Below are 25,434 nucleotides of genomic sequence, written 5' to 3' on the forward strand. Positions count from 1 at the left end.
ATGAAAATTTTACCACATGCACCTCATGGTGTTCGGGGAACCTTAGTATTACCGGGTGATAAAAGTGTTACTCATCGGGCGCTGATTTTTGGTGCTTTGGCAACTGGGACAACAGTTTTAACTGGAATTAGTTTGGGAGAAGATTGTTTAACCACCTTAGCTATTTTGGATAACTTTCAAATTCAGCTGCAACGTTCTTTGGATACGGTTCGGATTATTGGTCGTCCACTTCAGGCTTGGCGACCACGAAAAACAGTTTTAAATTTTAATAATTCTGGTACTGCCGTTCGTTTGTTTATGGGACTTTTGGCAAGTGGTGCTTGGACGTTAAAATTGTTGGGCGACGCTTCGCTAACCCAACGTCCGATGCAACGAGTAGCAGAACCGTTGAGGCAATTAGGCGCCAAGATCATGACAACTGAGCAGCATTTACCCGTTGTCATGACGGGCCAGAATTTAACCGGCACGAAAGTTGTTTTGCCGATTGCGAGTGCACAAGTCAAAAGTGCAGTCATTTTGGCAGCATTACACGCGCAAGGGGCGACAACCATTGTGGAAAAATGGCCTACCAGAAATCATACCGAATTACTTTTGGAACAATTTGGCGGACGCATAAAAACGGCTAGTGATCAAAAAACAATCACCATCTGGCCAAAAACAGTATTGCAGGCTCAAGAATTAGTCATTCCCGGTGATTTATCTGCAGCAGCGTTTTGGTTAACTGCCGCGGTAATTGTGCCTCATTCACAATTAAAATTAAAACATGTCGGTTTGAATCCAACACGGAGTGGTTTTTTGCGTGTATTACAACAAATGGGAGCTAATTTGACCGTTCAACGGCAAACACGGACAGGAGAAATTGTTGGTGATTTGCTGATTCAAAGTAGTCAGTTGACTGCCATTCAGCTGACAGCATCCCAAATTCCCAGTATTATTGATGAATTGCCATTGGTGGCGTTATTAGCCGCCTATGCTGAGGGAACGAGCACGATTACGGGAGCACAAGAATTGCATTATAAGGAGACGGATCGTATCCAAACCGTAGCACAGGAACTTCAGAAATTAGGTGTCAAAATTCAAACTCAGCCCGACGGATGGCTGATTCAAGGTTCAACTGATTGGCAGTGGAATCATGAGCCTTTAGATAGTCATGGTGACCATCGTTTAGCCATGATGCTTTCAATTGCAGTACTTAATTTACCAACGGGGATTCCATTGGCTAACGAGCGAAGTGTAGCTATTTCGTATCCACAGTTTTGGCAAGATTTAAATACAATTATTGGAGTTTGAATGATGGATATTGTTTTGACAGGCTTTATGGGTAGTGGCAAAACGACGATTGGGCCTTTGTTGGCGCAAGAGTTACGATTGCCATTTTTTGATTTAGATGTCCAAATTGTGCAGTTGACGGGGTGTTCGATAGTCGAATTGTTTGAAGATGGCGAAAATTATTTTCGACAAAAGGAACAAGAGGTTTTGCAAAAGGTGATTAAACAACCAGGGGTGTTGGCTTTGGGTGGAGGCACACCGACAAGGCCATCTAATCGAGAACTTTTAAGACATTCGGGTGCTCAAATTATTCTATTAGAAGCCCAAATACAGACTATTTGGCAACGTTTGCAACAGACACAGGTACAGCGACCATTAGTTCAAACTAAAGATCAATTGGTGGCATTAAAGAAACAGCGTCAAAAAAATTATCAGCAAGTAGCAAATTTATGTGTGCAAACGGATAATTACACACCCCAGCAAGTTGTCAAACAAATTGCTGAACAAGTTCTAATTTTGAGAGGTAGCGAGAATTACAGAAACTAATTTGTTATGAATTTAGTATATAAAGACTAAAGTTGGATGCACGGTTCAAATCATCAACATATAATATCCCAAGTAATTCCTTTTTTCTGTGAAAGCTTATAGACAATAATCATTAACAGTCTCAATGATTTTTATAAATATAAATCCAAAGAAAAACCCAGTACTTATGTTAAAAAAATTTTCATGATCTGAAAAATCCTAAGAATTATGATGAAGTATATCATTTTTGGTCTAAACACACTCAAGACTTAGTTACTGCAATAAAAACGTATGCTCGTAAAACGACTACCAAAAATGAAGAAACTTTGGCAGATATTTTAAAAGCTAACTGAATATTTATTATCGTAAAAAACGAGCTTGGGATGAAATTGAGTCTAAAAAATAAGAAAGTTGAAATTAATTTCAACTTTCTTATTTTGTTCTTTTAGGCTATCAAGTATTTTGTTGTAGTCTCTTTAACTTATAAACTATGCGAAACTTTAAGCTAACGCCCCCATGGGATCCCAAGGAGCCAAAACTTTCGGTGTGTTCACTTCTTGTTCGTAAACAGCTTGTGCACGTTCGGGAAGATACTTTTTGTTGATGACTAATTGATAAACAAATTCGTCAAACCAGCTGTCACTCATTACAAAGTAACCCTTATTACCGGCTTTTTCACCCCAAGAATTTTCAATTTTCCACTTGGTTGGTTGTCCGTTGTCATCAAGATCTACGCCCGTAATTACCATGGCGTGATCCATCAAACTTTCGGCGTAATCGAGACGTTGTGCTTTGGTCATCTTAAAGTCGATATTAAATAAACCATTCAAATCATAAATTTCGGTGTCCAAAATACCCTTTTTACGATCAGACATAGCCCCAACATCGCTGCCAAACCAGATAGCTTCGCCGTTTTGTAGTTGCTTGACCGCGCTGGCTTTGAAATCGGCTAGATCTAAGTTTAAATGACGGACGCCACGACCATCAACCACATTACCTAACATTTCGACTGTATAAACGTGATTGTAAGGTTTATCTGCAGTCGGCGCGTTAATTGTGGAAAGATAATCAGGCAAATTAAGGTTGATATATTTCTTGTAAAAAGCTTGTGGTGTTATTTGCCTTTCAGCATGAAATTGATTATCATCATCACGATATGACCAATCAAATTGTACGGGTGGCTCACCTAAGGCATAAACTAGCATTCGATAAACTTCTGATAACATTTGGTCTTTGCGTTCTTCCACAGTGTCCACAGGTACGCCATCATCCAGCCATTGGCGCAAAGAAACGGCATCTTTACGTAATTTAGTATTTAACACCTTATTGAGTTCTGAAGAATTCGTGCGGCTGGCGGTGTCTGGCATGACACTTTTGGGCACGACGCCATATTTTTCGAATAAAGCACAAACCATATCCCATTGGCCACCATCTTGTTGTGGCGTCGTCATTAAGAAATCGACTTTGCGATCGCCAATTGGTAGACTGGCAGTGTCAATAACATTTTCATAGAAATAGTTAGATTTTTCTAACTTGTCCCAGAAGAACACATAACCTTGGGACAACTCAAAATCTTTAATCTTGAATTTTGCTTGCATAGGATGGCGCAAAGTATTTAAAGCCGCAAATACCCAGCATAAACCGGATTGTTTTTGATCGGCAACTTTGCCCGTATTTAAATCAATGGAAAAAGTAGGATCCATTGCCACGCGGGCTTTTAAGTTTTCACTTGCTTGATAAATTCCGTTGTTAGCGACACTATTTTGTAAAATATTTGTGGCGGGAATTTGTTGTAAATCTTGCGTAAATTGCTGTAAATCTTGTTGTTCGATTGCTTTTGTCATAAATAGCCTCCAGTTAAATTAAAAAAGCCTAACCTAAATAATAACGTAAGTTAGCCTTTTATGCTAGTTATTTAACGAATCTCTGCGATAACTTTAGGACCACTGGCTTGACCAACGACAACTTCATTGACTAAATCTAAAAACAGACCGTGTTCAATAATTCCCGATTGATGATCTAACCAATCAGCCAAGAGATGAGGATGCTTGATTTGCTCAAGATGTAAATCAACAATGTAATTATTCATGTCTGTTTTTACCAATTTTTTTTGTTGAGTATAGCGTAATTTGGGATGTAAGCCTTCTTGAGTCAAACGGTCAATTAATTGCTGACAACCAAACGGATTCACTTCCAGTGGCAATGGGAAAGCCCCTAATTGGGAAACTAATTTTGTTTGGTCGACGATCCACAAATTGTGCTTAGAATTGAGGGCCACAATTTTTTCATAAGTTAAAGCAGCGCCACCCCCCTTGATTCCTTGAAAATGAGCGTCAATTTCGTCAGCTCCGTCAATTGTCAAATCCAAAGTTTGCATTTCAGATAGGGGATGCATGCGAATACCTAATTGTTGCGCTTGCTCAAAAGTACGCTTAGAAGTAGAAGCACAATCAATTTGTAACTTGTCTTCTTGAACGCGTCGGCCTAATTCCTCGACGAGATAGTAAACAGTGGAGCCGGTACCTAGGCCAATTGTCATATCATTGTGGACGGCATCCGCGGCTTTGATGGCGGCTGTTTGTTTTAATTCAGATTGAGTCATTAGGATTCTCCTTAGTTGATTGGTCAGCTAATAAGTTAGTTAAATGAGGTTCTGTTTGAAAAACTTGGCGAGCGTACGGACAAATTGGAATAATTTTCAAGTTTTGCGAGTCAGCCCAATCTAGCGCTACTTGCAAAATTTGGCGTGCATGTCCTTGGTTACGAAAAGCTGGTGGTACAAAGACTTGATCAATGCTTAACGCTTGTCGCTCTGGAATTAAAGTATAATGTAGCGTCGCCGTGATTTGTCCTTGCGTGTTCTGTTGGTAAAATTCATCATTATTTTGCTTAAACATTCGTTGAGCCACTTACTTTCTTCAAATCAATGTTAACTTTATCATACCGCAATTTGGTGGAAACTAAAAAGTTAATCACCGGCAAATAGCGAACTTGTTGTATGATAATAGGAACAAAAAAATAAATTAAGGGAGCTGATTTGGTGCCAGAACGCAGATTTGAAATTGTTACAAGTTACCAAAATCAAGGTCTCACTTTGCCAAAAAGACAAACAATCGCTGCAGCTGGTTATGATTTGGCAGCGGCCCAAGATTTTGTGGTACCTTCAATTTGGAAACAACCATTAGCGCAATTTATTTTGCACAAAAGTAAGTCACAGGCGCGCGATCTTTGGCAAAAATGGGTGCAAAAAGCTCTAAAACCAGTTTTAGTACCCACGGGAATTAAGGTTAGTTTGCCGGAAGATGAGGTTTTGTTGCTAGTTAATCGCTCCAGTGGCCCGCTCAATCGCGGGTTAGTGTTACCCAATTCTGTGGGCGTGATTGATGCTGATTACTACAATAATCCGCAAAACGAAGGCGAAATTTTTGTACAATTATTGAATTATTATCCACGTGATTATTTAATTAAAAAGGGTGAACGGATTTGCCAAGGTATTTTTACGAAATATTTGACGACTGTTGACGATCAAATCAGCCAGCAACAACGTCAAGGCGGCTTTGGTTCATCTGGAAAGTAGGTTATTGTGGCAAAAGCAAAAACGCGTTATATTTGTCAGACTTGTGGTTATGTATCGCCGCAAATGTTGGGGCGTTGTCCTAATTGTGGTGCTTGGAATCAAATGGTGGAAGAAATTGAACGTCCGGTCAACACCAAGGCGACGCCGAGTCGGACGTCCGTGTCACATAGTCAACCTATGAAGTTAAACGCAGTGCAATTTGATGAGCAGCAAAGGCATCAAACCGGCATTTCTGAGTTGGATCGAGTGTTAGGCGGTGGTGTGGTACCTGGTTCGTTGGTCCTGATTGGTGGCGATCCGGGGATTGGCAAGTCGACTTTGTTATTGCAAGTGTCGGGGCAATTGGCACAAACGGGTGGCAAAGTTTTGTACGTTTCTGGTGAAGAAAGTGCTTCCCAAATTAAATTGCGCGCCAATCGGTTGCAAATCACGGCAGATAATTTGTATTTATATCCTGAAACAGATATGAGTGCCATTCGCGATGCGATTGCTGAGCAAAAACCTAATTATTTGGTCATTGATTCAGTGCAAACGATGAATGAGCCTGAATTGGCGTCGGCAATCGGCAGCGTGGCCCAAATTCGCGAAGTGACGGCTGAATTAATGAATATTGCTAAGCAACAAGGCGTCAGTGTTTTTGTCGTGGGTCATGTCACGAAAGGCGGGGCCATTGCGGGACCGAAAATTTTGGAACATATGGTTGATACGGTTTTGTATTTTGAAGGCGATTTGCATCATAATTATCGAATTTTGCGTTCTGTCAAAAATCGTTTTGGTTCCACGAATGAAATCGGCATGTTTGAGATGAATAACGATGGTTTAAGAGAGGTGACGAATCCGTCCGAAATCTTTTTAGAGGAGCGTTTGGCGCAAGCAACGGGTTCGGCAGTGGTCGTTTCAATGGAGGGCACGCGTCCAATTTTAGTGGAAATTCAATCTTTGATTAGTCCAACTCTGTATGGTAACGCGAAACGAACAACGACTGGTTTGGACCATAATCGGGTTTCGGTAATTATGGCGGTGTTGGAAAAGCGGGCCAATATTTTATTGCAAAATCAAGATGCTTATCTGAAAGCAACTGGTGGTGTGCGGCTGAATGAACCAGCGATTGATTTAGCCATGGCCATGGCGATTGTGTCCAGTTATAAAGATCAAGGTTTGGCTCCCGATGAATGTTTTGTGGGGGAAATCGGCTTAACCGGCGAAATTCGGCGTGTGAATTTAATCGAACAGCGGATTAAAGAGGCGGCCAAATTAGGCTTCCAAAAAATTTATGTACCGGCTAATAATGATATTGACGTACATGATTTTCCAGAAATTCAAATTGTGGGTGTGAAGACCATTGGCAAGACAATTAAGCAGGTCTTTGGAACGCGAATTTAATAGGGGAAGATTTGGCTTTTTGAGTTAAAGCAGTTAAGCTATATAATGATGGTAATCTTGTCAAGAAAGAGGAGTTTATTTTGACTGATAATAAAATTCGAGTTCGTTATGCGCCTAGTCCAACCGGACATTTACACATTGGCAATGCGCGAACAGCGTTATTTAACTATTTATTTGCACGACATAATAAAGGTACCTTCGTGATTCGGATTGAGGATACGGATACCAAACGAAACGTGACTGGCGGTGAACAAAGTCAGTTAGAGAATTTGAAATGGTTAGGTATGGATTGGGATGAGGGCCCTGATGTTGGTGGGGATTATGGTCCTTATCGCCAGTCAGAACGTCAGGAAATTTATCAAAAATATATTCAGCAATTATTAGATGCTGGTGTGGCTTATGAATCTTATAAGACAGAAGAAGAGTTAGCGACGGCACGCGAATTGCAAAAAGCAGCCAAAATTATGCCGCATTATGAATATGAATTTGCCGGTATGACTGACGCTCAAAAAGCTGACACGATCGCCAAAGCCAAGGCCAAGGGGATTAAACCAGTCATTCGGATCAAGGTTCCTGATGATAAGATTTATGAATGGGACGATATGGTGAAGGGCAAAGTCCAGTTCGAGTCCAATACAATTGGCGGCGATTGGGTGATCCAAAAGCGTGATGGAATGCCAACATATAATTTTGCGGTGGTGATTGACGATCACTTGATGCAAATTAGTCATGTGTTACGTGGCGATGACCATGTAGCTAACACGCCTAAGCAATTGATGATTTATGATTATTTAGGCTGGCAACCCCCGAAGTTTGGCCATATGTCTTTGATTATTAACACGGCCACTGGTAAGAAGCTTAGCAAGCGAGACGAAAGTGTTTTGCAGTTTATTGAACAATATAAAGAACGTGGTTATTTGCCGGAAGCAATGTTTAATTTCATTACCTTGTTAGGTTGGTCACCAGTTGGTGAGGATGAAATCTTTACGCGCAAGCAATTTATTAAACAATTTGATCCCAAACGCTTAAGCAAGTCACCAGCTGCTTTTGATCAGAAAAAATTAGAGTGGGTCAATAATCAGTATGTGAAAGCTGCTGATTTGAGCAAAATTACCGATTTATCTATTCAGAGCTTGCTGCAAGCTGGCGTAATTCAGTCTAACGATTTAGATTTTAAGACGATCGAATGGTTGCGGGCGTTGGTAGCGTTATTTAAAGATCAGATGAGTTATACCAGTCAAATTGTCGAATTGTCCGATATTTTCTTCCATGATCCTGCCAAACTAGATGAAGAAGCGATTGCAGAGTTAAATAATGATGACGCTTTGGTAACTTTACAAGCTTTTGGACGGCAAATTGAACAGTTACCACGCTTTACCGCAACCCAAATTATGCAGGCGATTTTTGCAGTTCGCGATGAAGTAGGTGTTAAAGGTCGCAAATTGTATATGCCAATTCGGATTGCTACGACGCGTTCCATGCATGGTCCGGGGATTGGTGAATCCATTGAATTATTGGGTTATCAACGTACGCAACAGCATTTAACAGAAACACTCAACCAGTTAACAGACTAAATTTATAAAACAGCGTATGATATGCTTAAAGACATTCATAAGCTGTTTTTTTATGAGAGGTGAATTCATGATTCGCGTTTTTAATACTTTAACGAACCAAAAGGAAAAGTTTGTGCCACAAAATCCCCAGAAAGTGCTGATGTATGTCTGTGGTCCGACTGTTTATAATTACATTCATATTGGCAATGCCCGTTCTTTAGTGGCGTTTGATACGATTCGCCGTTATTTAGAATATCGAGGCTATCAAGTCGATTATGTGTCTAATTTTACTGATGTTGACGACAAAATTATTCGTGCAGCCAAGGAACAAAAAATTACGCCCCATGAATTGACGACCAAGTATATTGAAGCTTTTCATGAAGATCGACTGGCGTTAAATGTCTTACCAGCAACACTTAATCCCAAAGCTACTGACAATATGAATGAAATTATTAGCTTTATTCAGGATTTGTTGGCCAAGGGTTACGCTTATGAGAGTGCTGGCGACGTTTATTATCGGACGCGCAAATTTGCACACTATGGTCAATTGTCGAATCAGTCGGTTGATGATTTAGAACAGGGAGCTAGTCAACGAATTACAGCTCGAGAAACGGCAAAAAAAGAAGATCCTTTGGATTTTGCGTTGTGGAAACAATCCCCCGCAGATGAATTATCTTGGCCTTCACCTTTTGGATATGGTCGACCGGGTTGGCATATTGAATGTTCGGTGATGGCGGGCAAATATTTAGGTGCGACGATTGATATTCATGCGGGTGGCGAAGATTTGATTTTTCCTCATCATGAAAATGAAATTGCGCAAAGTGAAGTGCATACAGAGCAACAATTTGCCAAATATTGGTTGCATAATGGCTTTGTAACCGTTGGTGAAGCTAATGAAAAAATGAGTAAATCGTTAGGCAATTTTGTCACGGTGCATGAATTGTTGCAACAGGTAGATCCTCAAGTTGTCCGTTTATTCATGGCAAGTACGCAGTATCGGCGACCGATTCAGTATTCAAAAGCCAATCTGCAGGCTTCACAAAATAATTTGCAGCATCTAACGGCGACATGGCAAAACTTGAATTTTCGCCTCGAGCAATTAAACGCTCAATCCCCTTTAGATGAAACGGTTCAACGGCAATTGGCGCAGTTGGAACATCAGTTTCAAACGCATATGGACGATGACTTTAATGTGCAAAACGGGTTGAGTGATTTGTTTGAGATCCAACGTTTGATTAATACGTACTTGAAACGTGCGCAAGTTAATCAACAGAATTTACAACAATTACAGCAAGTTTTTGCTCAGTTGGCAGGTATTTTTGGAATTCAATTTCAAAGTGAACAGCAGTTGGCTGCGCAAGTGCAAGACTTGATTGAGCAGCGTCAATTGGCACGCCAACAAAAAGACTTTGCCCAAAGTGATGCAATTCGTGACCAATTAAAAGCACAGGGTATTATTTTAGAAGACACTCCTCAAGGAACGCGGTGGCATAAAGGATGATTGATTATCAACAACTAAACGGCGTGACTTTGGCTTATCTCGGCGATGCTGTCTGGGAAGCCTATGTCCGTGAACATTTATTAAATCAGGGCTTGACAAAAGTGAATCGCTTACAAAAACGAGCAACACATTTTGTGTCGGCTAAATCCCAAGCGGCACTGATTGCTTTGATGCAACAATATGATTATTTAACAGACGATGAACTGGCAATTTTTAAGCGTGGGCGGAATGCCAAAAGTTATACACACGCCAAAAATACGTCCGTCCAAACGTATAATATTTCGACGGGTTTTGAGGCAATTTTTGGCTATCTCAAGGCAAGTGGACAAGATCAACGATTAGAAGAATTAGCTCAATGGTGTATTGAGCAAGTAGAGGCAGGTCATAGTGATGAATTCGATTTCCGATGATTCAACTGAAATTATTTTTGGTCATCATGCGGCGTTGGCGGTTTTAGAAGCGGATGATGCACCCCAAAAAGTTAATAAAATTTTTTTGCAGCGTGGTTTGCATAATAGTGGGATTAAAGAGGCGGTTAAGCTAGCGCGCGCCAAAAAATTGGTGATTCAAGATGCGCCGAAGCAAAAATTAGACGAGTTGTCGAATAATGGCAATCATCAAGGCATCGTTTTGACGGTCACTCCATTTGCTTATACACAATTACCGGACTTGTTGCAGCGACTGAAAGATCAGCAGCAAACACCTTTTTTTGTGATTTTAGATAATTTAAACGATCCGCATAATTTTGGTTCCATTTTGCGAACTGCCGACGCAGTGGGTGTCAATGGCGTGATTATTCCTAAACGGCGGTCGGTTGGGGTGACTTCAGTGGTGGCGAAAACGTCCACGGGTGCCATTGAACATATGCCGATTGTGCGCGTGACGAATTTGGTGCGAACGATTCAGGACTTGAAGGAGCAAGGAATTTGGATTTTTGGGACCGATATGCAAGGCAGTGATTATCGGACCTGGAATGCTCAAGGTCCGATTGCGTTGGTGATTGGCAACGAAGGCAGCGGTCTGTCAACTTTGGTCAAAAAACAAGTCGATCAGATGCTGACAATTCCCATGGTAGGTCATGTTCAAAGTTTAAACGCGAGCGTAGCCACCGGTGTGCTGTTATATCAAGCTTTCAGCAGTCGTGAAAGTGCTAATCGATGAAAAACAGAATTTTAATTGTGGATGGCTATAATGTCATTGGCAGCTGGCCAAAGTTAACGCAGTTAAAGCAACAAGATCACTTGGCAGATGCCCGCGATCAATTGCTGTCGATTTTGGCAGATTATCGAAAATTTTTTGGTGGGCAGATTATTGTCGTCTTTGATGCTATGTATGTGCCCGGATTGAAAGAGCAGTTTACTAAATGGCAGTTGGACGTCATTTTTACCCCTGAAGCGGTGACAGCGGACACCTATATTCAAAATCTCACGAATGAATTAAATAAGGTTTCCAATCAAATCACGGTGGTGACATCTGATCAAGCTGTGCAGTGGACTGTTTTTTCCAGAGGTGCCAGTCGAATTTCGTCGACTGATTTTTATAAACGGATCAAAGAGATGCGTCGACAGTTGCAGCAAGAAAGTCGGCAGCATTTTGATCGACAAGTCCAACGTAATAATCCTTGGAGGGAAGATCAATTAGAACAACTCGAAAAATTGCGCGATCACTTGTCCTCCAACTCCTAATTTGTTGTTGTTGTTTGGTAAGTGGTTGCAGCGTTCATTGGCAAGTAGCACTGGCAAAACATGAAATTGGTGAAGGAAATTTTGCAAAAGCAACCCAACTTTTAAAGCAAAGTGATGCCAGACAGGCCCAAAAATATTTGCAGCAAATTGTGTTATTGAAACAATGTCAACAGCAATTTAATTCGCAACAATGGTCGCAATTACAACAGACCAATTATCAATTACAGCAACAACAAGCCCTACCGGCCATTAAACAACGAGCACAGCGCTTGGTCAAAATTAGCCAACAAATCACGCCTGTGAAATCCAGATCACAACAAGCAACTGGTGTTTTGAGTAATCAACAATTTGGGACCGCCATTACCGCAGGTATTTTGATTGATCAGCAAACCGGTCAGATTTTATGGCAAAAATCAGCGCAAGTTGCGCGGCCAGTGGCGTCAATGTCGAAGCTGTTAGCCGTTTTGACAATTGAACAAGCGATTAAAAAACGGCATCTGAATTTGCAAACGCCGATCGTGGCCTCAGACGTTATTGTTGGTTTAGATCAAAAAACCGGTCTGACGAATGCGGGCTTAAAAATTGGTCAAACGTACACCATGCAGCAATTGTTAGAAGCCACGATGGTCGCTAGTGCTAACGATGCAGTCATGGTTTTGGGGCAATATTTGTATGGTAGTCAAGATCGTTTTGTGACCAAAATGTTAGCGCAGGCACGCCAATTAAAATTATCGGATTGTCAAATTGTGAATGCGAATGGTTTGCCTAAAACTTTGGATCCGATGTTGAATGATAATCCACAAGCGACTGTCAATGAAAATCAACTTAGTGCCCAGGATCTGGCTAAGATTACGCAAAAATTGTTAGCATTAAACCCTAACTTACTGCAAATTACGCAGCAAAAACAAGTACAAATTGATAATCGTAGTTTACCGAATACGAACAAGATGCTACCCGGTACTAAATTTGGCTCGACAGTGGTTTCCGTTGATGGTTTTAAAACCGGAACGAGTACGCAAGCGGGGGCGTGTGTAACGGTTACGGGCAAGATTTACGGTCGACGGGTTATTTTCGTTTTATTGCATGCGCCCAGTGATTCCGCTCGTTTTTTGCAGGCGCGGGAACTCTTAGAAAAAGCGGCGCAGTCTTTGACCTTGAAGCAAGTCTCGGTTATTCATTGGCAAAAAGCCAAAACACAAGCAATCTGGTTAACCACGTCGCAGGCTGCTTCGCTGCAAATGTGTTATCAAGCGCAAGTTTTGACGTCCAAACCACGTTTAACAGTTCAATTTCAAAGTCAGCATCAACGGCTACAATTTTTAGCTTAGTCTGTAAACGCTTGTTCGCTTATCAAATAGGGAAGAGTTTGCTATATTTGTGATTCATTCATCCCTTTTGAGTGTGAAGTTTTATGCAAACTAAGGATTTGGTCAAGCAAGAATTGACATGGGTTAAAGCGGTGCGTGAACAAAATGATTCGGCAGCTTTGGAAAAATTGTTTTATAAGTATTTGCCATTAATTGAAAATACTCGGCGCAGATATCAATTACGTTTGTTTGATCAAGATGATTGGCGTCAAGAAGCGCGGATCGTTTGTGTTGAAACTTGTCGCCGCTTTAATGAACAACAAGGTTCAAAATTTGGTAGCTTTTACAAATTACGTTTGCAGAATCATTGGACGAATTTACTACGCCAGCAATTGGCTGTGAAGCGTCAAACTAATACTCAAGCCGTTTCGATGGAGGCTTTGAAGCAAGCTAATCCTGACTTGGAGAATGATTTGCAGGCAGATTATAATGTCAATGCATCTAAAAATGAGATTGAGTTTTTGTTTCAGGATTTTCGCAAGCTGCTGGAACACTTATCATTAGTTGAATTACAGGGCTTACAAATGTTGTTGGGGACCAAAATGACGTATCTGGTGCAGACGTCACCTTATTCGGCCAAACAAATTAGCCAAGCTAGCCAACGCAGTCGCAGCAAATTTATGGCTTTTTACCATGGTGTCCTGCTTGACATTTAATGACAGAATCGTTATATTTATGATCTAGTGATGGATGAGAAAATGAAACGTGTAAAAATTGTGTTAGAATGTCAGATTTGCGGTGCGCATAACTATCGCACATCAGTTGCAAGTCAACATCAAGAAACGAGATAGAGGGTTAAATAATGAAATTTTTAAAAAGTGTTAAACAAGAAATGAAATTGGTTCAATGGCCGACAGCTAAAGAAAATCGGCATGATACGATGACGGTTATTTTAACTTCTCTGTTCTTTGCAGTTTTCTTGGGTGCTTGTGATTGGCTGTTTGAATTGTTAGTGACAATGTTAGTCTCACATTAGTCTTAACGTTTGTAGTTTCGGAAAGAATTTGCTAGAATAAATTTAGATTAACAGCAAAAACTTCGTATTCGCGAGGTTTTTTTTATTTGATTAAAGAAGGTATTAATAATGGCAGAACAAAGCGATAAGATGTGGTATGTCTTGCATACTTATTCTGGTTACGAAAATCGTGTCAAGGAAAACTTGCAATCACGGGCGCAATCGATGGGGATGGAAGATTATATTTTTCAAGCAGTAGTTCCTGAAGAAGAAGAAACGGAACGCAAAAACGGCAAAGTTAAGACTGAAATGAAGAAAACTTTCCCCGGCTATGTGCTAGTCGAAATGGTGATGTCTGATGAATCTTGGTTTGTCGTCAGAAATACTCCGGGTGTGACGGGCTTTGTCGGCAGTCATGGGGCTGGAAGTAAGCCCGCACCGCTTTTACCTGAAGAAGTTGCTAGTATTTTGAGTTCAATTCAAGAAGATAAGCCTAATTATGATATTGAATTTGAAATTGGCGATAATGTCAAAATTGTCACGGGTGCGTTTGCTGGTTTGGAAGGTCCGGTCACCGAAATTGATGCTGAACATGGCAAATTAAAAGTCGAAGTAGATATGTTTGGGCGCTTGACAGAAACTGAACTTGATTACAGTGACGCTAAACGCATCTAAGTCATTTGTGTTGATAAGTTAATTATGATATCATCAATAAGAATGTCTTAGACATTTCTGTGGGAGGGAAAATTTTAATTCCCATTTTTTACCACATCACGGACTTAAGGAGGTATGTACCGTGGCTAAAAAAGTTGCAAATGTTGTTAAATTGCAAATTCCAGGTGGAGCAGCAACACCAGCTCCTCCAGTTGGTCCTGCTTTAGGTCAAGCAGGTATCAATATTGTTGAATTCACAAAAGATTTTAATGCTCGGACCGCTGATCAAAAGGGAATGGTTATTCCGGTTGTTATTACCGTTTATGAAGACCGTTCATTTGATTTTGTGACCAAAACACCACCAGCAGCTGTCTTGTTAATGCAAGCAGCCGGTGTGAAAAAAGGTTCCGGTAATCCTCGCGATGAAAAAGTGGCGAAAGTTACGAAAGATCAAGTGCGTGAAATTGCGGAAACAAAGCTCAAGGACTTAAATGCTAACGATGTTGAAGCAGCAATGCGGATGATCGAAGGTACAGCACGGAGCATGGGCTTCACGGTTGAAGGCTAAGTTTTATTTGATCAAAAAGTAATGAAAGCTAAAAGCTTGTCAAAGTGGGAGGGGTAAAACCCCACTTGACCACAATCACAAGGAGGAACAAAACGTGGCTAAACATGGAAAGAAGTATTTAGAAGCTGCTAAGCAAGTTGATAAAAACCAAGCTTATGATCCTAAAGCAGCAATGGAATTATTGAAAAAGGTTAATTACGCAAATTTTGATGCAACCATCGAAGTTGCTTTTAATTTGAACTTAGATACCAAACAAGCTGATCAACAAATTCGTGGCGCAATGGTTTTACCTAATGGTACTGGTAAAACTCAACGTGTGGTAGTTTTTGCTGACGGCCAACAAGCTAAAGATGCGCAAGCAGCTGGTGCTGATTTTGTTGGTGATGACGATTTAGTTGATAAGATTACTGACGGCTGGTTAGATTTTGATGTTGTTGTGGCAACACCCAAAATGATGGCTAAAGTTGGTCGTTTAGGTCGGATCTTAGGACCGAAAGGTTTAATGCCTAACCCGAAGACGGGTACCGTCACGATGGATGTCACGAAAGCTGTTAATGATATCAAATCTGGTCAAGTAACTTACCGTGCTGATGCGCAAGGTTTGATTCACGCACCATTAGGCAAGGTTTCCTTTGATGTTGATCAATTAGTTGAAAACTTCAACGCTTTAAATGATGTTGTTGTGAAAGCTCGTCCGGCAACAGTTAAGGGTCAATATGTGAACTCAGTTTATTTGACTTCAACCTTTGGTCCCGGGATCAAGGTAGCAGTTGACTAATTAGTTAAATGATGTTAGATTTTTAAAAAGAAACTACCTAAGACTCAGGTGACTATGTCTTAATATCCTGCCGAGGCTGATGCTATTCGTTAGGGCATCGTGACTTGGTCGCGGTGCCCTTTAATTTTAGGTAGAAATAATTATGGAGGTGAAACCACGTGAAAGATGCTGTTTTAAAAGCTAAACAAGATTTAGTTGATGAAGTTGCTGACAAAATCAAGCGTTCTGAATCAGTTATTGTTGTTGATTATTTGGGCTTAGATGTTGCGCAAGTGACTGAATTGCGGAGTCAATTAACGGCTGAAGATGTTGAAATGCGCGTTATCAAGAACTCTGTTTTACGGCGTGCTGCTGATAAAGTTGGCTTTGAAGGTTTAGATGAAGCCTTTACTGGTCCTACAGCGGTAGCATTTTCTTATGAAGATCCAATCGTTGCAGCGAAGACTATCTCTAAATTTGCTGAAACTGCTGATGTCTTGGAAATCAAGGGTGGTATTATCGAAGGTGAAGTTCAAAGCTTAGCCAAGATTGATGAATACGCTCATATGCCAAGTCATGATGAATTGTTGGCAACTCTTGCTTCAATGTTGCAAGATCCTGTCCGCAAAGTTGCTTATGCTGTTAAAGCTGTTGCTGATAAAAAATCTGAAGACGGCGACGCTGCTTAATTAATTTATAATCCATTGGAGGAATAAAAATGGCTTTCGATAAAGACTCAATTATCGCTTCTTTGAAAGAAGCAAGTATTTCCGATTTAAACGACTTAGTAAAGGCAATTGAAGAAGAATTTGATGTATCTGCTGCTGCTCCTGTTGCCGTAGCTGGTGCTGCTGGTGGCGATGCCGCTGCTGCTAAAGATGAATTTGACGTTGAATTGACTGAAGCTGGTCAAGAAAAAGTTAAAGTTATCAAGGCTGTTCGTGAAATCACAGGCTTAGGCTTGAAGGATTCCAAGGACTTAGTTGACAAGGCTCCTTCCGTTGTTAAAGAAGGCGTAGCTCAAGCTGATGCTGACGAAATGAAAGCTAAACTTGAAGAAGTTGGCGCTACTGTAACTTTGAAATAATTACAGTTTTGAAAATGAAAGGCTATCGACTTAGTTCGATGGCTTTTTTATTTGGACAAATTAGGAGAACATTTTGAGTATTGTGCGCGTGGAACATTTAAGTCAGCAATTTTTGGATAAAACGTTGTATGATGATGCCAATTTTCAAGTGAACGATCACGACCATTTAGGCATTATCGGTCAAAACGGTGTGGGCAAAAGTACGCTGATTAATATTTTGACTGGGCAATTGGTGCCAGATAGCGGCAAAGTGTTGTGGAAGAAAAAAGTCAAAGTTGGTTATTTGGATCAATACGCCAATTTGAAACCGGGGCAAACCATCAAAGAATTTTTGCAAACAGCCTTTCAAGAATTGCTCGATCAAGCTCAGCAACTGGAAGAGATTTATACAACATTGGCGCAGGACACGTCGGAAGACTTGTTGGAGAAAGCAGGTGAGTTGCAGGGCAGTCTAGAGACGCGAGGCTATTATGAAATTGATGCGAAAGTTGCCGAAGTGGCGCAGGGCTTAGGTTTGGATGTGCTGGGTTATGAGCATGATGTGGCGCAATTAAGCGGGGGCCAGCGTTCCAAGTTGATTTTAGCGAAGTTGTTGTTAGAGCAGCCGGATATTTTGCTGCTGGATGAGCCGACGAATTATTTGGATCAGCGACATATTGCGTGGTTGGCGGATTATTTGCAGCATTTTGAGGGCGCCTTTGTGGTCGTTTCGCATGATTATCAATTTTTGAATCAAGTTGTAAATGTGGTTTGTGATATTGAATTAGGTAAGTTAACGCTGTATACGGGCAATTTGCAGCAAGCTTTGCGTCAAAAGCAGGCCGATCAACGCACGTATTTGAAGGCTTACGCGAGTCAACAAAAAAAGATTGCCAAGACGCAGGCTTATATTCAAAAGAATAAGGCAGGTTCACGTTCCAAAAGTGCGCGGAGTCGGGAGAAACAGTTGGCGCGCATGGATCAGTTAACACCGCCAGCGCAAAAGCACTTAGCTCATTTTAACTTTCCATATGTTGACAACAAGAATCATATCATTCTGGAAGCTAATGATTTGTTGATCGGTTATCAAGCTCCCCTCTTGTCTCAAAAAATGAACTTTTCGCTGGCAATGGGTGAAAAAGTGGTGATTAAAGGTTTTAACGGCATTGGCAAGACCACTTTATTGAAGACGATTCAAGGCTTGCTTCCACCGATTGCGGGGGAAGTCAGCTGCGTGCCCACGATTCAAATGGCGTATTATGAACAGAATCTGAATTGGTCGTCACCTATGGCGGAACCATTGACGATTTTGCAACAACAATTCAGCGCGCAAGCACCCAAAGATTTGCGCCGGACCTTAGCTCAAACAGGACTGACACAACAACAAGTCACGTCACCGATCAAAACGTTATCCGGGGGCGAACAAGTGAAGGTCAAATTAGCGCAATTAATGCTCCAACCGGCGAATGTGTTATTCTTAGATGAGCCGACCAATCATTTGGATGACGATACCAAGTTGGCATTGCGGCAAGCGTTAGTTGATTATCCCGGCACCGTAGTGTTAATTACGCACGAAACGGACTTTTATGACAGTTCATGGATTGATAAAGTGCTGGATATCGAAGATAATCTGCATTGATAATAAGTAAACCAAACAACGAGGTGTTTTGGATGACGGAGCAATATTTCACGAGCAATCCCACAGCGGCGCATCATTATCAAGAATTTCCCTTTACACTGCGCCAGCAGTCACTCAACTTTGTGACCGATAGTGGGGTCTTCTCCAAGCAGACCATTGATTATGGCACGCGAGCGTTGTTGGCGGCGATTGATGTTGCGGGACTAGTTGCGGGACCATTATTAGATCTGGGGTGTGGCTATGGACCGATTGGCTTAACGTTGGCGAAAGAAACGGGGCGGCAAGTCGATATGACGGATCTCAATGAACGGGCGTTGGCGTTAGCTCGCCAGAATGCGACCAACAATCAGTTAATGAATGTGCATATTTTCACATCTGATGTTTATGAACAGATTGCGGCCACCAATTACGCGGCGATTTATACGAATCCGCCGTTTCGCGCAGGGAAAAAAGTGGTGAGCGCAATGATTCAACAAGCGTCTGCACATCTGAGTCCTAAGGGGCAATTCTGGTTAGTGGCACAAAAAAAGCAAGGCGCGAAAAGCTATCAACAACTGATGCAAGCTAGCTTCGGGAACGCAGAAATCAAACAACGAGATAAAGGATATTATATTATTAACAGTGTTAAGACAAACAATTAGCGAATTATATACGCCCGCACAATTAACCGATCATATGCGACAAGCCATGGTGGCGGCGCAACAGGCCCGTTCCTTAGCTGAAGTCCCGATCGGTGCAGTCATCGTTGATGAGCAGACCAACCAAGTCATTGCGCAAGGCTTCAATCAACGCGAAACTAAACAAGCCAGCTTGGCTCATGCGGAGTTAATCGCCATTGAGCAAGCCAGCCAACGGTTAAACAGTTGGCGCTTGGAATATTGCTCCTTATTTGTGACTTTGGAGCCGTGTGCCATGTGTGCTGGGGCGATTATTAATAGCCGCATCAATAACGTCGTCTTTGGCGCTTGGGATCCCAAAGCCGGTTCGGTCGGTTCCTTAACGAATCTCTTCGAACTGCCGTATAATCACCGTCCTGATTATCAAGGTGGAATCTTAGAGTCTGAATGTGCCCAGCTCTTAACGGATTTTTTTCATGAGATTCGGCAAAAGCACCAACAGTAACAACCTGATGAATGGGAATTGGGTTGTTTTTTTGTGCGCCAAAAAAATATTTTTCAAAAATTTTTATTGGCAATTGTTGAATTAAAATCTTCTTAATATTAATCAAACTTCGATCGAACAAAATATTTTTACGGAATCAAATACATTAATTGCCATTTTGGCGAAAAATAATTCGCATGATTTACATTTTGACTTGTGTAGGCATTTGCAAGCACCGATTAAATCGACTAAACTGAAATTAATTTCACAAGCACAAATGTCAGCTCACAGAGGAGAAGTATGTTAAAATATTTTCTCATTTATTTCGTTTAGATAAAACTAATAGTAACTATAAGAAAATTCTAGGGGGGGGGGGGTACTCCTACTAACTTGGCTTGGTTTGGTGATGATCAGCCAGCCGGTTCGAGCTAAAGTTGAGACGAAGATTGCACCCCCGGACATTACGCCGACGATGATTGATGATGGCTTTAATGCTGATCAAGATACATATGAGGAAGTTGGTTATTCAGGATTAGGTGGGATCGTTGATAGGAATAATGGTCTGTATGCTTTTGCCGGCAGTAAAAATTTAGGGATTACAACTGATACTAATGGCGTTACTAGTACAGCTAACCTTGCACAATATGCTATAGGAACTAACAGTGAACTTTATTATCAAAAACCCAATTCAACTGATTGGACTGGAATCACTAATAGTCTCGGTGTGGGGGCTGGTTGTGATTTATACGATAATGGTTATTCATTGATAGACAATCCCAATACGACTTCGTTCAAAAATCACGGAATTTTTGCGAGTTTAACGGGTGGCAATACGAATACGCAAAAGAAGTTTTATAGGATTAAAGATAAAACCACAGGAAAAGTGTTGGGCATTAAACAAATGGCCTATGCGCCGAGTGTGGCAGGTCTGTTAGCAAACACGCCTTTAAATTCGTTATTGTGTGAAGAGTTAGTAACGCCTAATTCGGACGGTAGTTTTGATACGCAACTTTTTGTCAAGAATGTCTCTGACGCACGGCGTTCGTTTGGGATCTTGAATTATCGGACGTGGAGTCTTGATTTTGATGATTGGCCTCGGGCTATATCTTTAGGTAGTCAGCAAGGATTTAGAATTGAACGACAAAGCAGTAGATGTTTATTCGTTAATTTTGATGTGCATGATGGTCCTACACGTTATATGTTAGTGAAGGGTAAGAATTATTATATGGATTCCAGTCATCATTCTTTTATTGATGCGGTGGGTTTAGAAGCTCAGAATTATCAACTTGGTGATACAATTTCTTGGTTTAATAAACCGCTAGGTGGTTGGGATGGCAGTTGGAATTATCAATTATTATGGCCATGGCAAACGGTAGCACCGAATCAAACGGTTCATTATGATGTGAATTTAAAGCTTGTAGCGCTGGGATATCCTAATCTACAATTTAAACAAAGCTACACAAATACGCGTGGGAGTGGGTCAAATTATCCGGGGGATAAGTTGAACGTTACAATGAATGCTTGGGATGCGGGGACTGGTGGTAACAAATTATGGGGGCATGACTTTACGATCACTTTACCGAAGGGGTTAAAGCTGACGACTAGTGATTTGCAACAGGTGCAGGCCAAATTTGCTTACAGTATTAATGACCCCAATTCTCCCGATGGCCATTCTATTGTCAAGTACGGTTGGACTCTGTGTGATGGTCAAACTAACCACCCTAGTTTATCTTATGATGCGAATAGTCGACAATTGAAAATTTCGCCTCCATCGGATGAATCTTTTGCATTTGATTATAACGATTTTACTCTCAAATATCCCGTGACCGTGGCAAATGATGCATTAAATGGCAATTTGCTTATTTCCACAACTTATAATGGTTACGATTCCAACAAGGGTAAGTCATTTACAGCCTCTTCTCCCGCTCTCCAAATTCCGATTGCTAAAACGACCTATGAACCGAAATTAACAACCAAAGTGAAGAATTTGACGCGCAATCAGGTGGGCAGTTATGCTACATCAGCAATGTATGTGCCCGGTGATCAGCTTGGTTACGAAGCCAAATACACGGTGGATCCTGACACCTCGTTTAGTGTGAATTCGTTGACTTTTCAGAATAGTCCGAACGCGAATTTACGTTTTCCAGCGCAAACCTCAACGGTGACAGTCAAGCATCGTGATGGGAGCCCGGTGGACGCCTCGGCCACGCTGAATCCTAGCACGGGGGCGATTACCGTCACGCGCAATGGTGGTTTTCAAGCGGGCGATGTTATTGATTTGACGTACAAGGCGAAGACGAATGCTGATGCGGTGGCCGGTCAAGCCGGGGCTAAGTATGAAAGTGTTAAGGATTCGTTAGCGAACACGGTCAAGGTGCAGGCCAGCTTAAGTGGCGACATTCGCCCACCGGCGGTGTCCTCACCACTGGCGATATCGTCATCAACCAATGTTTATCGACAGACTTTTGATTATTTTGTGAGTGTGCCAACGTTGATTGATTTTGGCAAGCAAGCCAATGTGGCGGCAGGACCTTTTAGCAATCAGACCACGGGTCAGCTCAAGGTTAGTCATTATGTCGCCGCGACTGACAGCAATATGCCCTATCATGTTGATGTGCAATATACCGGAGCGTTGCACGATAGTGGCTTGCATTTCTTGCAACCTGATATCACCAAGGCTTTGATTTATTATCGTTCAGGTGGTGCTGGTGCTTTTGCGCCGATTAGTTCCAGTCCCGCGCCGTTGAATGCGGCTGGTTTTACTACCAAGGGGATTTCGGATTTGACAGATGCTGTCGGGAATGGTCATTTTCAGTTGCATCACGATTATTCAGGTCAGCCACTGGGGCAGTTCTCAGGGACGGTCACGTGGACGTTGAATAATTCGCTTTAAGTTTAATTCTGAATTCAAAAAATAACCCGCAAGATTTTTGGTCTTGCGGGTTATTTAGATCGAACACACTAATGACGAGGGGGAGTTTTGATTAGTGTGTTTGTTTCTTGTAAACCATGGTTCCAAGGACTGCCAAAACGGCGATTAAGCCTAAAACAATTAAGCTAGCATCAGCTTGACCATCATTTAATTGTGGTAAGAAGCCTTGGCTCTTTGGATCGTTCGTATTGTTTTGACTATTGTTGGCACTCTTAGCACTAATTCCAGCCGCAGAACCGGGAGTTGTCACGGTATTATTCGTAGGCAAAGTTCCGAGTTGAGAATTGGCGGGTTTGCTAGGATCAACTGGGGTGACATCATTATCGAGATCGGTGGTGTCATCAGTTGGTTGACAAACATTATTAGCCGTCAAGACGGTTTGAATCTTATCCAAACCAGTCTGGGTTGCGGCATTCATTGTTTCCAATGATTGGGCGGTGTTAACTTGATCAACGGCATCTTGGTGTAATTGGTCAATTTGAGCTAATAACGTTTGTTTGAGACCAGCATCTAGGTCACAAGCTTGAATTTGTGCTTTAGCTTGAGTCTGGGCATCATCTAATTCTTGCAAATTCAAGGCTCTCAATGAATTATGGTCGATATAAGCAGCATAACTGCTGATGTCTCGGTGACCAAGGCTATGATTTGGATTGGCTTCATCGAGGGTGGTACTTTGATTGACACTATCAATCGCTTTGGTTAACGCTTGATCAACTTGCCCTTTTAAGTGATCTTTTTGCTTGTCAGTATAGCTAGAATTCTCATCAATCTGGTCTTTGCTCCGTAAAGCTAAAGAATTCAATTGATCAATGGAATTAACTTTGAAAACTGATAGTTGCACACTATTGTCTGGCAAAGTAGGGTTGGAAGGTTGGGTCGGCGTCGAAATAGGATCATAAACATCGTTATCTGTTAAGATTTTATTGATGGCGTCTTGGCCGGCTTGATAAGCGTCATTAGCTTCACAGACAGTTTGGGCATTTTGAATACTTTGCAAAGCGGAATTATATTGACTGTCAACTTGTGCAAGCAATTCTGTTCGTTGTGAACTGATGAGCTGATCGCAATTGTTAATCGCATCTTCGGCTTCATTTTTCACAATGGCTAAATCTGTTTCGGCTTCACTCTGTGTTTCTTCCAAAGCCACATCGTCAGCTAAAGCGTTGATATTGATTTCACCCGTATTTTTTTGTTGTTCAATATCAGCCGATGTCGTACTTTGATTGATAGCGGTGGTTGTAGCACTCACGGCTTGATCAATTCGGTTTTTAAGATCGGTCATTTGCTCGGTGGAATAGCATGGGTTTTGATCCACACGCTCTTTAGCCACATCAGCCACATCTTGAATGACGTTAATCGCTGCTGTTTTACTGTTATTTAACGTAGCATCAGCGTATAAAGCGTTGATTTGGTCAATCGCACTATCTTTGGCCGCAATGGCATCATTGACCGTGTTGGTATTATTAATCGCCTGCGTTTGGGCAGCAACAATCTGATTAATTTACTCAGTTAAGTCTTGTTTTTGTGCAGCTGTCAAACTATTGTCAGCATTAATATTATCAATTGTCGAATTAGCGGTTGAAGTCATATCGTCAATCGCTTCGGTTTTGGCCTGAGTGACATCCGCTTCACTTTCACCACCAGAATTAGCAATATTTGTAACCGTTCCTGTATCATTAATTGTTTGCGGATCACTAGGATCACCATATGCCATGGTAAAGTCATTGCGCAAATCATTGAATTGCATCTCTGTTTCGTTAATTCGTGTTTGATAATTAATCGTCGCGTAAACGTGGTCAACAAGTGCTGGTTGTAAGACAAGATTAAATGCATTAGCACCTATCTGGGTGAAAGTTGCGGTACCATTATTTTCAAATTGACTGATTGGTAAGCCGTCAATTGTGAAGGTGTCCCACAAAATATCATGTCCGGGTTGTAAGTTATCAACAATTGTGATCGGTCCGTTAGCTTCTTCACTGTTACCATTAGCCACGAGATACCAACTTAAGAGGGTGGGATCGGTTAAATCGGCGACCCGCCTTTGTATCCAAAAGGATACACATCTGGGGCAGGAATTTTGTTGATTGTGATATTGTTGGGTGGCAGGTTATTCAATCCTAAATTACCATCGACGACTTGGCTATCGTTAGGATTATTATCCATGTTGGCGCGAAGATTCAAATGAAAATCGCCACGAACATTGGTATGACTAGCCACGTTACTATTGAAAGCGATGACGATTTGCCCGCTAGTGATGGTAGCGGTTGCATATTCGCTCAAAGTAATCGTCGCGTTGACTCCCGTTAATTCTGGCGGTAAATTCAACGTAATCGTATCACCACTTTGGATAGAATTAGCCGTCTTTTCACTGAAAGTGACATCTAATTGGGTAGTGCCACCATCATAGAGTTCACTATCACCGTACTGAAGACTGTCGATATATTCATTTGGATCTAACGCCGCCGCTTGAATATTATTCATCGACATATGAATCAGTGATAGGAAAAAAACTAATAGTGCTGTAATCAAAAGATTCCTTTTTTTGATTCTCAACATAAGTACTCACTCCTTTATTATCTAATCAATTTAGATTACGCTTTCAACATAAGCTTTATTCCTTGAAAAAACGAATGAAAAGACCTGCTGAAATTTAAAAATTCGGATTTTAGAAGAGTGGAGAGAATTATTTGTGGTTGGTTGAACAATTCTTGGATAATTCGAACTTTTTATTGCAAAAAAAAATCAAATCAATTATAATGTTCATTGCCGTAAGGCCTGAGGCAATGGTTGGCTTATGAATCGTGTCAGGTTCGAGAGAAAGCAGCACTAAGTAGGTTCAATCATGTGCCTTTTGATATAAATTTAACGCTCCTAGCTTTTTAGCTAGGAGTTTTTTAGTATA

The 25,434-nt window shown here is 41.3% G+C and carries 27 protein-coding genes, 1 other RNA gene and 1 other annotated feature; of the genes, 22 read left to right on the forward strand and 6 right to left on the reverse strand.

Going from position 1 to position 25,434, the window contains the following annotated elements; translation table 11 throughout:
* Together aroA and MOO45_RS01535 are read left to right on the forward strand one after the other, a co-directional pair.
* Positions 1-1,290 (forward strand): 3-phosphoshikimate 1-carboxyvinyltransferase, encoded by a 1,290-nt coding sequence (aroA, locus tag MOO45_RS01530; protein ID WP_249514664.1) that lies wholly within the window; start codon positions 1-3, stop codon positions 1,288-1,290.
* Positions 1,291-1,815 (forward strand): shikimate kinase, encoded by a 525-nt coding sequence (locus tag MOO45_RS01535; RefSeq protein ID WP_249514665.1) that lies wholly within the window; start codon positions 1,291-1,293, stop codon positions 1,813-1,815.
* A 479-nt stretch (positions 1,816-2,294) separates the two neighbouring features.
* On the opposite strand, the gene MOO45_RS01540 is transcribed toward MOO45_RS01535, so the two are convergent.
* The 3 genes from MOO45_RS01540 to MOO45_RS01550 all read right to left on the reverse strand — a co-directional run bounded on the left by MOO45_RS01540 (position 2,295) and on the right by MOO45_RS01550 (position 4,691).
* A complete protein-coding gene (locus tag MOO45_RS01540) occupies positions 2,295-3,638 on the reverse strand; it encodes a C1 family peptidase (RefSeq protein WP_249514666.1) in 1,344 nt (447 codons plus the stop codon).
* Positions 3,639-3,709: 71 nt separating this feature from the next.
* The gene (gene rpiA / locus MOO45_RS01545; protein ID WP_249514667.1) at positions 3,710-4,396 is read right to left on the reverse strand and encodes a ribose-5-phosphate isomerase RpiA; all 687 of its coding nucleotides are present in this window, start codon (positions 4,394-4,396) and stop codon (positions 3,710-3,712) included.
* A complete protein-coding gene (locus MOO45_RS01550; RefSeq protein ID WP_249514668.1) occupies positions 4,383-4,691 on the reverse strand; it encodes a GNAT family N-acetyltransferase in 309 nt (102 codons plus the stop codon). The genes rpiA and MOO45_RS01550 overlap by 14 nt, the downstream gene beginning before the upstream one ends.
* Positions 4,692-4,834: 143 nt before the next feature.
* Here MOO45_RS01550 and MOO45_RS01555 point away from each other — a divergent pair, with 143 nt between their 5' ends.
* The 19 genes from MOO45_RS01555 to MOO45_RS01645 all read left to right on the forward strand — a co-directional run bounded on the left by MOO45_RS01555 (position 4,835) and on the right by MOO45_RS01645 (position 22,493).
* Positions 4,835-5,371, forward strand: a complete 537-nt coding sequence (locus tag MOO45_RS01555) for a dUTP diphosphatase (RefSeq protein WP_396022412.1) — start codon at positions 4,835-4,837, stop codon at positions 5,369-5,371.
* A 6-nt stretch (positions 5,372-5,377) separates the two neighbouring features.
* Positions 5,378-6,754, forward strand: coding sequence for a DNA repair protein RadA (radA, locus tag MOO45_RS01560; protein WP_249514670.1), 1,377 nt, complete (start codon positions 5,378-5,380; stop codon positions 6,752-6,754).
* An 80-nt stretch (positions 6,755-6,834) separates the two neighbouring features.
* Positions 6,835-8,328, forward strand: coding sequence for a glutamate--tRNA ligase (gene gltX, locus MOO45_RS01565; protein WP_249514671.1), 1,494 nt, complete (start codon positions 6,835-6,837; stop codon positions 8,326-8,328).
* A 67-nt stretch (positions 8,329-8,395) separates the two neighbouring features.
* Positions 8,396-9,808, forward strand: a complete 1,413-nt coding sequence (gene cysS, locus MOO45_RS01570; protein WP_249514673.1) for a cysteine--tRNA ligase — start codon at positions 8,396-8,398, stop codon at positions 9,806-9,808.
* Positions 9,805-10,218: a Mini-ribonuclease 3 gene (locus MOO45_RS01575; RefSeq protein WP_249514674.1), complete on the forward strand. Its 414-nt coding sequence runs from the start codon at positions 9,805-9,807 to the stop codon at positions 10,216-10,218. The genes cysS and MOO45_RS01575 overlap by 4 nt, the downstream gene beginning before the upstream one ends.
* Positions 10,199-10,969 (forward strand): 23S rRNA (guanosine(2251)-2'-O)-methyltransferase RlmB, encoded by a 771-nt coding sequence (gene rlmB / locus MOO45_RS01580; RefSeq protein ID WP_249514675.1) that lies wholly within the window; start codon positions 10,199-10,201, stop codon positions 10,967-10,969. The genes MOO45_RS01575 and rlmB overlap by 20 nt, the downstream gene beginning before the upstream one ends.
* Entirely contained in the window at positions 10,966-11,493 is a 528-nt protein-coding gene (locus MOO45_RS01585) for an NYN domain-containing protein (RefSeq protein ID WP_249514677.1), read from the forward strand. The genes rlmB and MOO45_RS01585 overlap by 4 nt, the downstream gene beginning before the upstream one ends.
* Before the next feature lie 14 nt (positions 11,494-11,507).
* Positions 11,508-12,821, forward strand: a complete 1,314-nt coding sequence (locus MOO45_RS01590) for a D-alanyl-D-alanine carboxypeptidase family protein (protein WP_249514679.1) — start codon at positions 11,508-11,510, stop codon at positions 12,819-12,821.
* Positions 12,822-12,904: 83 nt separating this feature from the next.
* Complete coding sequence (locus MOO45_RS01595; protein WP_249514680.1) at positions 12,905-13,516, forward strand: hypothetical protein; 612 nt, start codon at positions 12,905-12,907, stop codon at positions 13,514-13,516.
* Positions 13,517-13,659: 143 nt separating this feature from the next.
* Positions 13,660-13,836, forward strand: coding sequence for a preprotein translocase subunit SecE (gene secE / locus MOO45_RS01600; protein ID WP_249515121.1), 177 nt, complete (start codon positions 13,660-13,662; stop codon positions 13,834-13,836).
* A gap of 108 nt (positions 13,837-13,944) precedes the next feature.
* On the forward strand, positions 13,945-14,490 hold the full coding sequence (gene nusG / locus MOO45_RS01605; RefSeq protein WP_249514683.1) for a transcription termination/antitermination protein NusG: 546 nt from the start codon (positions 13,945-13,947) through the stop codon (positions 14,488-14,490).
* A gap of 121 nt (positions 14,491-14,611) precedes the next feature.
* A complete protein-coding gene (rplK, locus tag MOO45_RS01610) occupies positions 14,612-15,037 on the forward strand; it encodes a 50S ribosomal protein L11 (RefSeq protein WP_249514685.1) in 426 nt (141 codons plus the stop codon).
* Between the two features lie 94 nt (positions 15,038-15,131).
* Positions 15,132-15,815, forward strand: a complete 684-nt coding sequence (gene rplA, locus MOO45_RS01615; protein WP_249514687.1) for a 50S ribosomal protein L1 — start codon at positions 15,132-15,134, stop codon at positions 15,813-15,815.
* Between the two features lie 18 nt (positions 15,816-15,833).
* Positions 15,834-15,947 (forward strand) — a sequence feature (ribosomal protein L10 leader region).
* Positions 15,948-15,973: 26 nt separating this feature from the next.
* Positions 15,974-16,483 carry a 50S ribosomal protein L10 gene (gene rplJ, locus MOO45_RS01620; RefSeq protein WP_249514688.1) on the forward strand — a complete coding sequence of 170 codons (510 nt, stop codon included), beginning with the start codon at positions 15,974-15,976 and terminating at the stop codon, positions 16,481-16,483.
* A gap of 29 nt (positions 16,484-16,512) precedes the next feature.
* Positions 16,513-16,881 (forward strand): 50S ribosomal protein L7/L12, encoded by a 369-nt coding sequence (gene rplL, locus MOO45_RS01625; protein WP_249514689.1) that lies wholly within the window; start codon positions 16,513-16,515, stop codon positions 16,879-16,881.
* Between the two features lie 73 nt (positions 16,882-16,954).
* Positions 16,955-18,499 carry a ribosomal protection-like ABC-F family protein gene (gene abc-f, locus MOO45_RS01630; RefSeq protein WP_249514691.1) on the forward strand — a complete coding sequence of 515 codons (1,545 nt, stop codon included), beginning with the start codon at positions 16,955-16,957 and terminating at the stop codon, positions 18,497-18,499.
* Between the two features lie 32 nt (positions 18,500-18,531).
* On the forward strand, positions 18,532-19,140 hold the full coding sequence (locus MOO45_RS01635; RefSeq protein WP_249514692.1) for a class I SAM-dependent methyltransferase: 609 nt from the start codon (positions 18,532-18,534) through the stop codon (positions 19,138-19,140).
* A gap of 34 nt (positions 19,141-19,174) precedes the next feature.
* On the forward strand, positions 19,175-19,621 hold the full coding sequence (gene tadA / locus MOO45_RS01640) for a tRNA adenosine(34) deaminase TadA (RefSeq protein ID WP_249515122.1): 447 nt from the start codon (positions 19,175-19,177) through the stop codon (positions 19,619-19,621).
* Between the two features lie 382 nt (positions 19,622-20,003).
* Positions 20,004-22,493, forward strand: a complete 2,490-nt coding sequence (locus tag MOO45_RS01645; protein ID WP_249514694.1) for a hypothetical protein — start codon at positions 20,004-20,006, stop codon at positions 22,491-22,493.
* 91 nt (positions 22,494-22,584) lie between these two features.
* Here the strand turns inward: MOO45_RS01645 and MOO45_RS01650 are convergent, their stop codons facing one another.
* The 3 genes from MOO45_RS01650 to MOO45_RS01660 form a co-directional block, all read right to left on the reverse strand.
* The gene (locus tag MOO45_RS01650; protein ID WP_249514695.1) at positions 22,585-23,862 is read right to left on the reverse strand and encodes a DUF1542 domain-containing protein; all 1,278 of its coding nucleotides are present in this window, start codon (positions 23,860-23,862) and stop codon (positions 22,585-22,587) included.
* Between the two features lie 171 nt (positions 23,863-24,033).
* Positions 24,034-24,525 carry a hypothetical protein gene (locus tag MOO45_RS01655; RefSeq protein ID WP_249514696.1) on the reverse strand — a complete coding sequence of 164 codons (492 nt, stop codon included), beginning with the start codon at positions 24,523-24,525 and terminating at the stop codon, positions 24,034-24,036.
* A gap of 29 nt (positions 24,526-24,554) precedes the next feature.
* Positions 24,555-25,088: an Ig-like domain-containing protein gene (locus MOO45_RS01660; protein ID WP_249514698.1), complete on the reverse strand. Its 534-nt coding sequence runs from the start codon at positions 25,086-25,088 to the stop codon at positions 24,555-24,557.
* Positions 25,089-25,304: 216 nt separating this feature from the next.
* Here MOO45_RS01660 and ffs point away from each other — a divergent pair.
* Positions 25,305-25,392, forward strand: an RNA gene (gene ffs / locus MOO45_RS01665) — signal recognition particle sRNA small type.
* Positions 25,393-25,434 lie beyond the last annotated feature (42 nt).

Origin of the sequence: Bombilactobacillus folatiphilus (assembly GCF_023380265.1) — a bacterium.
In the GTDB taxonomy this organism is placed as follows: Bacteria; Bacillota; Bacilli; order Lactobacillales; family Lactobacillaceae; genus Bombilactobacillus; species Bombilactobacillus folatiphilus.

Coding starts and splice junctions, on each gene's coding strand:
- MOO45_RS01635 (WP_249514692.1), top strand. CDS start 18,532: ATGACGGAGCAATATTTCACGAGCAATCCCACAGCGGCGCATCATTAT.
- MOO45_RS01535 (WP_249514665.1), top strand. CDS start 1,291: ATGATGGATATTGTTTTGACAGGCTTTATGGGTAGTGGCAAAACGACG.
- MOO45_RS01540 (WP_249514666.1), bottom strand. CDS start 3,638: ATGACAAAAGCAATCGAACAACAAGATTTACAGCAATTTACGCAAGAT.
- MOO45_RS01660 (WP_249514698.1), bottom strand. CDS start 25,088: ATGTTGAGAATCAAAAAAAGGAATCTTTTGATTACAGCACTATTAGTT.
- MOO45_RS01550 (WP_249514668.1), bottom strand. CDS start 4,691: ATGTTTAAGCAAAATAATGATGAATTTTACCAACAGAACACGCAAGGA.
- MOO45_RS01575 (WP_249514674.1), top strand. CDS start 9,805: ATGATTGATTATCAACAACTAAACGGCGTGACTTTGGCTTATCTCGGC.
- rlmB (WP_249514675.1), top strand. CDS start 10,199: ATGAATTCGATTTCCGATGATTCAACTGAAATTATTTTTGGTCATCAT.
- MOO45_RS01595 (WP_249514680.1), top strand. CDS start 12,905: ATGCAAACTAAGGATTTGGTCAAGCAAGAATTGACATGGGTTAAAGCG.
- tadA (WP_249515122.1), top strand. CDS start 19,175: ATGCGACAAGCCATGGTGGCGGCGCAACAGGCCCGTTCCTTAGCTGAA.
- rpiA (WP_249514667.1), bottom strand. CDS start 4,396: ATGACTCAATCTGAATTAAAACAAACAGCCGCCATCAAAGCCGCGGAT.
- nusG (WP_249514683.1), top strand. CDS start 13,945: ATGGCAGAACAAAGCGATAAGATGTGGTATGTCTTGCATACTTATTCT.
- rplL (WP_249514689.1), top strand. CDS start 16,513: ATGGCTTTCGATAAAGACTCAATTATCGCTTCTTTGAAAGAAGCAAGT.
- MOO45_RS01585 (WP_249514677.1), top strand. CDS start 10,966: ATGAAAAACAGAATTTTAATTGTGGATGGCTATAATGTCATTGGCAGC.
- aroA (WP_249514664.1), top strand. CDS start 1: ATGAAAATTTTACCACATGCACCTCATGGTGTTCGGGGAACCTTAGTA.
- cysS (WP_249514673.1), top strand. CDS start 8,396: ATGATTCGCGTTTTTAATACTTTAACGAACCAAAAGGAAAAGTTTGTG.